This is a genomic window from Flavobacterium sp. RSSB_23, from assembly GCF_051547145.1.
Taxonomy (GTDB): domain Bacteria; phylum Bacteroidota; class Bacteroidia; order Flavobacteriales; family Flavobacteriaceae; genus Flavobacterium.
The window spans coordinates 1-12468 of sequence record NZ_JBPTTO010000014.1 but is presented as its reverse complement, the minus strand read 5'-3'; the positions used below and the strand labels follow the sequence as shown (position 1 = coordinate 12468).

Annotated in this window: 11 protein-coding genes; 9 read left to right on the top strand and 2 right to left on the bottom strand. The window is 34.9% G+C overall.

Going from position 1 to position 12468, the window contains the following annotated elements; genetic code table 11:
• Positions 1-30: 30 nt before the first annotated feature.
• Genes radC through ACSVH9_RS14940 form a run of 5 tightly spaced genes read left to right on the top strand, consistent with a single transcriptional unit; the run spans position 31 to position 3258 of the window.
• Complete coding sequence (gene radC / locus ACSVH9_RS14960; RefSeq protein ID WP_438064410.1) at positions 31-723, top strand: RadC family protein; 693 nt, start codon at positions 31-33, stop codon at positions 721-723.
• 55 nt (positions 724-778) lie between these two features.
• A complete protein-coding gene (parS, locus tag ACSVH9_RS14955; protein ID WP_438064409.1) occupies positions 779-1282 on the top strand; it encodes a type II RES/Xre toxin-antitoxin system antitoxin in 504 nt (167 codons plus the stop codon).
• Complete coding sequence (locus ACSVH9_RS14950) at positions 1282-1740, top strand: RES family NAD+ phosphorylase (RefSeq protein WP_438064408.1); 459 nt, start codon at positions 1282-1284, stop codon at positions 1738-1740. The genes parS and ACSVH9_RS14950 overlap by 1 nt, the downstream gene beginning before the upstream one ends.
• A 4-nt stretch (positions 1741-1744) precedes the next feature.
• Positions 1745-2434: a YjjG family noncanonical pyrimidine nucleotidase gene (locus ACSVH9_RS14945; RefSeq protein ID WP_438064407.1), complete on the top strand. Its 690-nt coding sequence runs from the start codon at positions 1745-1747 to the stop codon at positions 2432-2434.
• 59 nt (positions 2435-2493) lie between these two features.
• Positions 2494-3258 (top strand): hypothetical protein, encoded by a 765-nt coding sequence (locus ACSVH9_RS14940; RefSeq protein ID WP_438064406.1) that lies wholly within the window; start codon positions 2494-2496, stop codon positions 3256-3258.
• A gap of 112 nt (positions 3259-3370) precedes the next feature.
• On the opposite strand, the gene ACSVH9_RS14935 is transcribed toward ACSVH9_RS14940, so the two are convergent.
• Positions 3371-4648 carry a replication-associated recombination protein A gene (locus ACSVH9_RS14935; RefSeq protein ID WP_438064405.1) on the bottom strand — a complete coding sequence of 426 codons (1278 nt, stop codon included), beginning with the start codon at positions 4646-4648 and terminating at the stop codon, positions 3371-3373.
• A 263-nt stretch (positions 4649-4911) separates the two neighbouring features.
• Between ACSVH9_RS14935 and ACSVH9_RS14930 the strand changes: the two genes are divergently transcribed.
• Positions 4912-5691, top strand: coding sequence for a rhomboid family intramembrane serine protease (locus ACSVH9_RS14930; RefSeq protein WP_438064404.1), 780 nt, complete (start codon positions 4912-4914; stop codon positions 5689-5691).
• Between the two features lie 68 nt (positions 5692-5759).
• Here ACSVH9_RS14930 and rlmB read toward each other — a convergent pair whose 3' ends face one another.
• Positions 5760-6494 (bottom strand): 23S rRNA (guanosine(2251)-2'-O)-methyltransferase RlmB, encoded by a 735-nt coding sequence (gene rlmB, locus ACSVH9_RS14925; protein ID WP_159687123.1) that lies wholly within the window; start codon positions 6492-6494, stop codon positions 5760-5762.
• A 397-nt stretch (positions 6495-6891) separates the two neighbouring features.
• Between rlmB and ACSVH9_RS14920 the strand changes: the two genes are divergently transcribed.
• Genes ACSVH9_RS14920 through ACSVH9_RS14910 form a run of 3 tightly spaced genes read left to right on the top strand, consistent with a single transcriptional unit; the run spans position 6892 to position 12414 of the window.
• Positions 6892-10032: a SusC/RagA family TonB-linked outer membrane protein gene (locus tag ACSVH9_RS14920; protein ID WP_438064403.1), complete on the top strand. Its 3141-nt coding sequence runs from the start codon at positions 6892-6894 to the stop codon at positions 10030-10032.
• A 19-nt stretch (positions 10033-10051) separates the two neighbouring features.
• Positions 10052-11473 carry a SusD/RagB family nutrient-binding outer membrane lipoprotein gene (locus ACSVH9_RS14915; RefSeq protein WP_438064402.1) on the top strand — a complete coding sequence of 474 codons (1422 nt, stop codon included), beginning with the start codon at positions 10052-10054 and terminating at the stop codon, positions 11471-11473.
• A gap of 47 nt (positions 11474-11520) precedes the next feature.
• Positions 11521-12414, top strand: a complete 894-nt coding sequence (locus tag ACSVH9_RS14910; protein ID WP_438064401.1) for a hypothetical protein — start codon at positions 11521-11523, stop codon at positions 12412-12414.
• Positions 12415-12468: the final 54 nt, after the last annotated feature.

The window sequence follows — 12468 nt, the reverse complement described above, 5'->3', positions numbered from 1 at the left end:
GTATAGTGTTCAATTTTAATTATTTACCATTTGGAAGCAACTAATTTTCCTATTACACATTGGTCCGAAGATGACAAACCTCGTGAAAAAATGATGCTCAAAGGCAAAAGTGCTTTAAGTGATGCCGAATTGGTCGCCATTTTAATAGGTTCTGGAAGTAGAAGTGAATCGGCAGTGGCGCTGAGTAAGCGTATTTTGGCTAGTGTCAGTAATAATTTATCTTCATTAGGGAAACAATCTTTGGCTCAGTTAATGGAGTTTAAAGGGATAGGCGAAGCCAAAGCCATTACAATTGCAGCCGCTTTAGAATTGGGAAGACGAAGAAAAGAAGAAAATCCTCTCGAATTGGTAAAAGTAACTTCGAGTAAGGTGATGTATCAAGAAATGTATCCAATAATAGGAGAGTTAGCTCACGAAGAATTTTGGGTCGTTTATCTTAATAATTCGAATAAGATTATTTTTAAAGCACAACTTAGCAAAGGCGGGATTACTGGTACTATTGTAGATGTGCGTTTGGTATTTAAAATTGCTTTGGAGCAAAATGCAGTTGCAATTGTTTTGGCACATAATCATCCGTCAGGTAAACTGCAAGCCAGTGGAGCCGATATTCAAGTAACTAAAAAAATTAAAAATGCAGGTCTACAGTTGGATATTCCTGTTTTAGACCATATAATTGTGACTGAGCACGGTTATTTTAGCTTTGCTGATGAAGGAATATTATAATTAATTGCAATCAGTAAGGACATTTGTCTTATATTTGCAGACAAATGTCTTTTTTATGGAAGCGATTAAATTAAATTCTCAAACGGCTATCAATTCAATGGTGCGTTCGTTTGTTTCAAAATTGGAGCAAAGTAGTGGCTACAAAGTGTTGAATAAAAAATTAACGTATGCCGATTTCTTAAAGAATAAAATGCTAATTGTCCACGCCATTCGCGAAGGGATTCCTTATGATTTTTTCAAATTGATTCAAGAACAAACACCTTTTAATGAAGAAGATTGGGCTCTTTTCTTAGGAATATCTACAAAATCTTTGCAGCGTAGTCGTGCTAAGGATAGTTTTGTTTTTAAACCCTTACAATCCGAAAAAATATTAGAATTGGCAGAAGTTACTAGTGTTGGAAGGACCATTTTTGATTCAGAGGAACAGTTTTACAGCTGGCTAACACTTCCTTCATATGCTTTAGGTAATCTAAAACCAATTGAGTTGTTGCGAGATTCTTACGGTAAAGAAATGGTCTTGCAAGAGATGGTAAAAATCGATCAAGGTATTTTTGTGTAATGGAAGTTTTCCGACTAGCCCGAAAGAAATATCCCATAGAGTTGTCAGGTAAAGGCGCTTCAATTTGTGGTGCCAGATGGAATTCTAAAGGCACAGAAATCATTTACACAGCAGAAAGTAGAGCACTTGCTATGGCGGAAGTTGTTGTACATTTGTCATTAGCTACTTTACCAAGTGATTTTGTAATGCTAACCATTGCTATTCCTGACACTATCGAAATTAGCGAAGTCAAAATGGCTGATTTGCAATCGGATTGGAATGTGTTTCCTTCCTCTTTTCATACAGCTGTAATTGGAGACCGTTTTATTCAACAAAATGATTTTGCGATACTCAAAGTACCTTCAGCAGTGGTCAAAGGAGATTTTAATTTCTTAATTAATCCGTTTCATCAGGATTTCAAACACATTCAAATTACAGATCAGATTGATTTTCCTTTTGATAAACGAATATTCAAATAATAGTATGCTTTTAAAAAATATAACCGATGTCTTTTTTGATTTAGATCACACGCTTTGGGATTTTGACAAAAATTCTGAGATGGCTTTTGATGCTATTTTCAAAAAAAATCATCCTGATGTAGATACAACTTTATTTATAGAAAAATATATTCCAATTAATCAAGCTTGTTGGAAATTATATCAAAATGACCAAATTTCGCATAATCAATTGCGTTATGACCGTTTGAAATTGTCATTTGATGCCTTAGGATATGCTATTTCTGACGCAGCAATTCATCAAATGGCAATTGACTATATTGATTTGTTGCCTGAAAATAACTTTCTATTCGAAGGGACTATTGATATTTTAGAATACTTGCATAAGAAATACACTTTGCACATCATTACAAACGGTTTTGCTGCTGTTCAAGATAAAAAAGTTAGAAATTCTAATTTAGAAATTTATTTTAAAACCATCACCAATTCAGAAATGGCAGGGGTTAAGAAGCCGAATCCCATTATTTTTGAGCACGCACTCGAAGTGGCCAATACCAAAAAGGAGCAGAGTGTAATGATTGGCGATTGTCTCGATGCAGATGTAAAAGGGGCCATAAATGCGGGTTTATCAGCAATATTTTTCAATCCAAATCAGGTTCCTGTAGACCCCGAAATCAAACAAGTGAAACATTTATTAGAGTTACAAAATTTCTTGTAACTTTAAACCAATTGGAAAAAGGTTTTTTCCTCTGTTTTTTTACTTTAAAAATAATGATAATGAAAGTACGTTTTTTATTCTTTTTCGCCCTTTTGACTAGTTTTTCATTTGCTCAATCAATCAATGATTTCCGAGCAGTTATTGTACCATTGAAATTTGATTTTCAAAAAAAACAAAATGAATACCGTGTCTCTACACTAACGAAGTATAATTTGACTAAAGCCGGTTTTGAAGCGTTTTATGCAGAAGAGCCTAATCCCTACGACAAATGCAGTTTGTTGTATATTGACGTTATTAATGTAAAAGCTTTTTTGGCCACCAAGATGTATTTTGTATTGAAAGATTGTAACGGGAAAGAAATTTTTAAATCAACTACAGGTTATACCAAAGAAAAAGACTATCAATTGGCATACACGGAAGCCTTAAACGAGGCTTTTAATTCGTTGAATGCGATGCATTATAAGTATACGCCGGGAGCAGCACCTGTAGTTTCAGCAAATGCAAATGCAGTTCCAACACCAAAGCCTGTTGCTGTACCAGTCCCAGTTGTATCCAATGTTAGTGCGCCTGTTAGCACTGTAGTAGCAACTAATGTCGCAGCCAATACTACCGTTTATTATGCGCAGCCAACAGCCAATGGCTATCAATTAGTAGATACGACTCCAAAAGTTGTTATGAAATTATACAAAACCTCAAAAAGCGATTACTTTACGGCTGTTAGAGACGGCGTTCAAGGAGCTTTACTTTTAAAAGACAACGAGTGGTATTTTGAGTATTATCAAAATGAGCAATTACTGTCTGAAAAAATAGCTATTAAGTTTTAGTTAGTTTAGAATACCAACCGAACAAATAAAAAAACGAGAATGCTGATTAATCAAAGCATTCTCGTTTTTATTTTATTTACTTCTAACCTCTAACTTCTAATTTCTAACTTTATCAGTATCCATACTTCTCCTTCCATCTATTCTTCAAAAATTCTCGAATACTATTTTCTCTCGAATTATTACCGGGAACATAAATAGGCGTGTTGCTTAGCGCGTCAGGAAGGAATTCTTGTTCGGCAAAATTGTTCGCGTAATCGTGTGAATATTTGTATTCTTCACCATAGCCTAACTCCTTCATTAATTTCGTTGGAGCGTTTCTTAAATGCAACGGGACAGGCAAATCTCCCGTTTGTTTTACGATTTGTTGAGCGGTGCCAATGGCCATATACGAAGCATTACTTTTTGGGGAAGTTGCCAAATATACCGCACACTGACTCAAAATAATGCGACTCTCAGGATAGCCTATCGTAGCCACCGCCTGAAAAGTATTATTAGCCATAATAAATGCCGTCGGATTAGCATTACCAATGTCTTCACTTGCCAAAATCAACATCCGTCTGGCAATGAATTTAACATCTTCGCCGCCTTCAATCATTCGTGCCAACCAATATACCGCTCCATTGGGGTCACTCCCTCGAATCGATTTTATAAAAGCGGAAACAATGTCATAATGTTGCTCTCCCGTCTTGTCATACAAAACCGTATTTTGTTGCACCAATTCCAAAACCCGTTCATTAGTGATAATAATAGGTTCCGAGGCCGAGGCATTGACCACCAATTCAAAAATATTAAGCAGTTTTCTACCATCGCCTCCAGATAATCGCAGCAAAGCTTCGGTTTCTTTTAGCTCAATTTTTTTGCTGGCCAAAATGGCGTCCGCTTGCATCGCTCTTTCCAGCAGAGATTCTAAATCTTGTTTGGTAAAAGCATTCAAAATATACACTTGACAACGCGATAACAAAGCGGGAATCACCTCAAAACTTGGATTTTCAGTCGTAGCACCAATCAAAGTAATCCATCCTTTTTCCACCGCCGCCAAAAGTGAATCTTGTTGCGATTTACTAAACCGATGAATCTCATCAATAAACAAAATCGGATTTTTGGCTGTAAATAATCCGCCACTTTGTTTGGCTTTTTCAATCACATCCCGAATGTCCTTCACCCCAGAATTGATAGCACTCAATTCATAAAAAGGTCGTTTAGATTCCTGTGCAATAATCTGCGCCAACGTAGTTTTTCCAGTACCCGGCGGTCCCCACAATAGCAGTGAGGGGATGATTCCGTTCTTAATTTGTTGCGTCAACGAGCCGTTAGGCCCCACCAAATGCGTTTGACTAATATAATCCGTCAAGGCTTGTGGCCGAATGCGTTCTGCTAAAGGTGCTTCCATACCACAAAAATAAACATTTTTTATAGTTTTCAGGAGCCAATCCAGCTGTACATTACAAGTCCTCGCGCCGCGCTCTGTTTTTCTAGGCATAAAAGGAGCTTCCTTTGGTCGCTCTTTTCTGCCAAGAAAAAAGTAGAGCGCGGCACTCCGGGCTTTCCATTCCCATCTGGGCTAACCCTACCACAACACATTAGGTATGACAATTTAGCATTTTCGCTATTTTGGATGTATTTTTGAGAGACCAATAGCATAGCATTTATCCTATGGAAGAAACCCATTTTCAATTTCGTAATCGCGTAGTCCTATTACCGCTACTTTTTTTATTGACGATATGGTTGGTCTACTGGCTCGAAGTTCGTTTCCATTTCGATTTTGACAAAAATGGGATTTATCCACGTACTTTCTCGGGTTTACAAGGTGTACTTTTTAGTCCTTTCATCCATTCCGATTTATTGCATCTGTATAATAATTCCCTGCCATTACTCGTTTTGTTGACTGCCCTGTCTTATTTTTATCCTAAGCAAACGCTAGCTGTTCTTTGTTTCGGAATAGTTTTGTCTGGTGTTATTACTTGGGTTATTGGTCGCCCTAATTATCATATTGGTGCTAGTGGACTCATTTATGTTTTAGTGAGTTTTATCTTCTTCAAAGGAATTCAAACCCAATATTATCGTTTAGTAGCACTCTCTTTAACTGTAGTGTTGGTCTATGGTGGTTTGATTTGGTATGTCTTCCCTGAAGTAGATAATACCATTTCTTGGGAAGGTCATTTGGCGGGTTTTATCACTGGGTTTTTATTGTCCATCTTTTTCAAAGCCGAAGAGTATCAAAAAATCTATAAATACGAATGGGAACGCCCAGATTATGACCCATCGCAAGATAAATTTATGCAACGTTTTGACGAAAATGGCAATTTTGTAAATCCGCCAAAACCTGAGTTAGAGGAGGAAGTTGACCCCATTATGGCGTATTTTACTTCCAATTTACCTATTCATTACGATTGTGTTCCCACACAAAAAAAGGAACCAAAACAAGAGTCTTGATTCCTTTAATATTGAGCAACTCGTGATTTTCTACCACGAACTGTATTCTAAAATTTGACTTCTACAATCTAGCTACGCTGTCTCACCGCTTCATATAGGAAAGCACCACAAGCAACTGATACGTTTAGAGAACCAATAGTTCCAAACATAGGCAATTTTGCTTTCTCGTCAATGATTTTTAAAACCGATGGATTAATACCTCGGTCTTCGGCTCCCATTACAATAGCAGTAGGGCCAGAAAGTGTTACATCATACAAACTTTGTTCTGTTTTTTCAGTAGCTGCTACTGTGGTAATGCCACTCGCTTGCAGTAAGAAAATAGCATCTTTTATATGGTCTACTTTACAAATCGGAATATTAAAAACAGCCCCTGCAGAAGTTTTTACCGTATCTCCATTTACAGGCGCCGAACCTGATTTTTGAACGATTATTCCATTCACGCCAGTACATTCAGCGGTTCTAATAATAGCACCAAAATTTCTAGCATCAGATATTCCATCCAATACTAAGAATAATGGATTTTTACCATTTTCAAGAACTGTTTCAATTAAAGATTCTAAATCAAAAAAGGAGATAGGAGAGATAGTAGCTACCGCACCTTGGTGATTATTAGGTGTGAGTCGGTTTAGTTTCTCAACAGGAACATAAGAGAAATTAATGTTTTCTCTTTTCATTACCTTCATTAAATCTTTCATTAATTCGCCACTAGCTTCCTTTTGAATATATACTTTATCCACTGTTGCCCCTGCTTGAATCGCTTCAATGATGGCTCTTATCCCAAATATTTGATGTTCTTTTTCCATAGCGCAAAGATATAAAAAAAACCACCCTAAAAAGGAGTGGTTTTTAAAGGATAATTTGTATTTGATGGATGTTTTTTTACGTTGTATATGCTTCTGTTTTTTTTTAGTTTTGTTTAACTATGTTTTTTTAAATGTTAAAGTTTGGATGAAAATGTAGTCGTATTGTATTGTTAAAAAAATGCTATTTATAATTAAATTTGTTGTTTTTTCGTGTTTTTTTGTGTTTATTTAGTTTTTATAGTTTAAAAAATCTTATTTGTGTTAATAATTTAACATTTTAAAAGATGTTGTTATGTTGTGTTTATTGTAAATAAATTGTTAAAATATATTGCTATAAATTTGTTTCTTTAGTAAAATATTAAGATGTTTGCGTTAATACTAATTCAAAACATATAATATGAGATCAAAATTCAAATGGATTTTTTCTTTGCTATTGGCTTTGTCAATGCAATTTGTCTTCTCACAAGAGAAGACTGTTTCAGGTACTGTTACTGATAATGCAGGCATCCCTATACCAGGGGTTAATGTCCAGATTAAAGGAAGTAAAAGTAATACTCAAACTAATTTCGATGGTAAATATTCAATTAAAGCTAGTGTTGGAGATAATATCACTTTTTCTTTTGTTGGAATGAATGAAGTTACATTAAAAGTTACGGCATCCAGTGAACTTAATGCAGTTTTAAAAGATGGTAGTGTAGCATTGAATGAAGTTGTAGTTGGAGCTCTTGGAGTAAAGCGAAAAGAAAAAGCTGTTGGATATGCGGCTCAATCAATTAAAGGGGCCGAATTGACAGAGGCTAGAGAGGGTAACTTGGTTAATGCAATGAGTGGTAAAATTGCTGGAGTTCAGGTTACTAACAGTTCAGGTGCGGTAGGAGCTTCATCTAGAATAGTATTGAGGGGTAACTCATCAATTACAGGTAATAATCAAGCCTTGTTTGTTGTTGATGGTGTGCCATTTGATAATTCATCTTCTGGTAATGCTGGTTCAGGAGGAGGAAGGGATTTACCTAACGGTGCAGCTAGTATTAATCCTGATGATATTGAGAGCATGACTGTTCTTAAAGGCCCAAATGCTGCTGCATTATATGGTCTGAGAGCAAGTAATGGTGTAATTATTATTACAACAAAATCTGGAAAAAAAGGTAAAGGTGTAAGTTCTGTTAGTTTTAATTCAAACTTTACATTTTCTAATGCATTAGTTATTCCTAATTTTCAAAATAAATATGGTCAAGGTTCTACTTCTGATTTTTTTGAGTTTGTTGACGGTGCTGGAGGAGGAACTAATGATGGTGTAGATGAGAGTTGGGGGCCAGCTTTAGATAAAGGTTTAAGCTTTGTACAATGGGATTCTTTTAAGAATGGCGGGGCTGCGACTCCTTGGGTTTCTCACAAAAATAATGTAAAAGATTTTTATGAGACTGGATATACTAATTCTAATACAATATCTTTTTCAGCAGGTACTGATGAATCAAGTTTTAGAATGTCTGTAGGAAATACAGATCAAAAAGGTATTTTGTATAATACTGATTTTAAAAAGTTTAATGTTAGTTTAAATGGTAATATTAAAATTGGTGAAAAATTAACAGCAGGTGTTTCAGGGATTTTCTTTAATGATAAGAGTAATAACTTGCCAACAGCAGGTTATAATAATGAAAATGCTGCTCAACAATTTATATGGTCTGCAAGAAGTGTTAATTTTAGAGATTTAAAAGATTGGAGAAATTTACCTTTAGCTCCTGCAGGAACTGCTGCAGCTGGTACACCATTAAACTGGAATAATAATTTTCAAAACAATCCGTATTGGGTACTTGATACTAACATAAATACTTATGATAGAGATAGATTAACAGGGTCTACTTTTGCTACCTATGAGATTACAAAAGATTTGACAGCTACAGGTAAAGTTATGTTAGATCACTACTCTCAAAGAACAACTGGAAGACAGGCAAAAGGAACAAATAGCGCTGGTGATGGTTCATATAATGAAAATACGTTGCGTTATTCAGAAGTAAATGCTGAAGCCACATTGAGTTACAAAAAGCAGATTGGTGAAGATTTTAATCTTTCATTTAACGTTGCTGGAAATAAAATGAAGAGAACTAGAACTCAAACTTTTGGAAGTATTGCTGCATTGGAATTACCTAATTTGTATAATTTATCTAACAATAAAACGGGTTCTACTCCTATTTATGGTAATGATTATAATGAAGTTAGAATCGGATCTGTGTTAGGATACGGTCAAGTTTCTTATAAAGATTTTGTGTTTGTCGATTTCTCTGGAAGAAATGACTGGGCGAGTGTATTGCCAAAAGAAAATAATTCATTTTTCTATCCAGCGGTATCAGCCTCTGTAGTTCTGTCTGAAATACTAGGAATACAAGAATCTACTTTAAATTATGTAAAAGTAAGAGGGGGATGGTCAAAAGTTGGTGGAACAGGTGCTTTATCAGCATATAATTTGAATGCTACTTATGACTTAAATAATAATGGTTGGGGTAATCAGGCATCTACACCTGCTACTCAGTTTAATCCCAATCTTAAGCCAGAATCTGTTGTTGGTATTGAGGGTGGTATTGATTTAACTGCTTTTAATAATAGACTAAGATTTGGTGCAACGTATTATACTAAAACAAGTTCTGATTTGTTAATTCCAATTCAAGTTTCTGCATCTACAGGTTTTACTAGTGTATGGGATAATGTGGCTGAGATGACAAATAAAGGTATAGAGCTACAATTAGGAGTAACAGCAGTTAAAAATGATGATTTTACTTTTGATATAGATTTAAATTTTGCAAAAAATAAAAATGAAGTTGTATCATTGGGAGGTCTAGATACATATATTCTTGGGGGTCAATGGGGTGTAACTTTAGAAGCTCGTCCAGGGTTGCCTTATGGTGCATTAGTTGGTAGAGGATTTGAAAAAGACACAAAAGGTAATATTATTTATGAGAATGGTTTGCCAGTTATTGAGACAGAAAAGAAAGTTCTAGGTAATATTACTCCAGATTGGACTGGTGGAGCAAATTTTAGTTTTAAATATAAAAACTTTGATTTAAGTGCTTTAATTGATGCAAAAGTAGGGGGTGATGTTCATTCTATGACTTATGCTTGGGGTAGGTATGCAGGTACACTTGAAGAAACTTTAATTGGTCGTGAATCAGGTGTTGTTGGAAACGGAGTTAAATCTGATGGTAATGGTGGTTTTGTTAAAAACGATGTTGTGGTAAGTGCAAAAGAATTTAATCAAAATTCATTTGGGAACACTATCGAAGAAAGTGCTATTTTTGATGCTACTTACGTAAAATTAAGAAACATTTCTTTAGGCTATAGTTTTCCAAAGAAATTCTTGAAAGGTACTGGAATTGAAGATTTCAAATTTTCTGTAATTGCAACTAATTTGGCAATTTTGTATAAAAAAGCACCACATATTGATCCAGAAACAGGATTTAGTAGTGATAATGGAGAGCAAGGTCAAGAATTTGGTCAGATTCCATCAACACGTAATGTTGGTTTCAATTTAAATGTTAAATTTTAATTATTATAATTAAAAAATTATGAAAAAAATATCAATTTTATTTGTTGCTGCCTTGGCTCTTTTGAGTGCAAGTTGTGACAAAGATTTCGAAATAGTAAATTCAGATCCAAATAATCCACTAGAAGTACCTGCGCATTTAATGTTAGGAAACATTATTAGAGTAAATCAAAATGTGATATATGGTATGCAACAAGGTGGTGATATGGGAATGTGTTGGGGACAACATGTGTCTAAAGTGCAATACAATGATGAGGAGCGTTATATTCCAAGAAGAGCTGCCATAGATGGTATTTGGGATAATATTTATGCTTCAGTTATTTCTGACGCAAAATCTATGTATACTTTAGCAGATGCTGAAGGAAATGAAAGTATCAAAGGAATTTCATTAATTATGCAGGCTAATGGTTTTCAAATTTTAACTGATTTGTTTGGACCAATTCCTTTTACAGAAGCTGCTCAAAGTGGAGTTTTGAAACCTGCTTATGATAGTCAGGAAGTTGTATATACTGGGATTCTGGATATGTTGACCAAAGCAGATGCTTTGTTAGCTAAGGGACAGGGTGCTGTTCCTGCTTCTTCAGATTTAATATATGGTGGGAACATTGCAAAATGGAGAAAATTGGCAAATTCGTTAAAACTTAAAGCATTAATGAGAATTTCTAAGAAGGTTAATGTGGCTTCACAAGTTGCTGCTTTGGTTACTTCTGGTAATCTTATGAGTTCAAATGCGGATAGTGCAAATTTAACATATTTAGTTGCTCAGCCTGATGCTAATCCTATTTATGAGACTATTGTTTTCGGTTCTAGAGCTGAGTATAAGGTTAGTTCAGTATTGGTGAATAAATTGCAATCATATTCAGATCCTCGTTTAGCTGTGATAGCTGCTAAAAATAATGCAGGATTATATGTAGGTAATAAACCAGGAGAGGAAAATACTTCTAATTATAATGGTTTTTCAGCATTGGGTTCTTTTTATTTAAATCCTACTTTGGCTGGTGTTATTTTGTCTTATTCTCAAGTTGAGTTTTACTTAGCAGAGGCGGCTAATGAAGGCTATATATCTGGAGGAGTTGCTACTGCTTTAGCTCATTACAACAAGGGAATTCAAGCAAGTTTTGATTTCAATGGGATTTCTTCTGAAGGCGCAGCATATATAGCTCAACCAAATATTGTTTTCACAAATCAAGCACAAGCAAGGGTTAGTATTGGAGAGCAAATGTGGATTTCATTATTTGGACAAGGTTTTGAAGCTTGGACAGAGTGGAGAAGAACTGGATATCCTGCATTGTCTCCAGTAATTGATGCAAAAGAGTCTAGAATACCAACAAGATTGTATTATAATTCAAATGAGGTAGCTTTAAATAAAGCGAATTATGAAGCTGCAGTTGGAACATTAACGGGTGGTGATAAGTTAACTTCTCCTTTATGGTGGATGAACTAATACAAATTTTTAAAATTTTAAACATGAAAAAAATAAAATTATATTTATTGTCACTTATTGTGGTTGCAGGAATTATTTCTTGTGAAGAAGATAGTGATGTGCTTACTGGTGATGCAGTTACAGGTGGTTTAGTGGATGTAAATTCTAAACTGGTTGGATATGTTGTTGGTAACGGTAATGATTTCAAATACTCAGCTAGTTTTAGTGTGAATCAGAGTGAAGATGTTACGACTAAAATTGATGTTTATAAGGTGTTTACCAATATAGCTGGTAAATCATCTAACGAAATCTTAATGAAAACAATTGATGTGCCTACAGCTATGGGTGTTCAAAATGTTACTTTTGATTTTAGTTATAACGAACTTATTAAAGATTTGAAAGTTGATGGAGTTGCTATTTCTTCAAATGATGGTTTGTTAAATATTGGTGATTCTTGGACATTGAAGTATGTTGCGCATACTAATAAAGGGAAAGAAAATGTTAATGCCGCTACGACCAAAGTTGCTGTTGGTACACGCTATGCTGGAAAATACAAAGTAATTGCAAGTACTTATTGGAGAATTAATGTGGATAATGGTGATTGGAATGGTGACGAACGTATTATAGAATCAGTTGATGCTACAACATACAAGTATGTTGGCTATGCTGGACCTTTTGCGGGTGTAACTAATACTCATTATTTTACAATCGATGCCAATCTTGTAGTTAGAACACCGGTTGTCTATCAAGGTGTTGCGCAATTATTAAATGGCTTAGGGGTTATAAATTGTGAGGAGACTCCTTTGAATATGCCTAATGCTTGTTCTGTAACAGGGCCATTAAATATTGTTGTTAAAGATGATGTTAATGGTAAAGATAAGATTTATAGATCTTATGGTTACATAAATCCTGCTTCTGGTTCAAGAGAGTTTTATGAAGTACTTGAAAAAGTAGTTGAGTAAATTATTCTATTAGCAATGACTAGACCGCTTCAATTTTTTGAAGCGGTTTTTTTA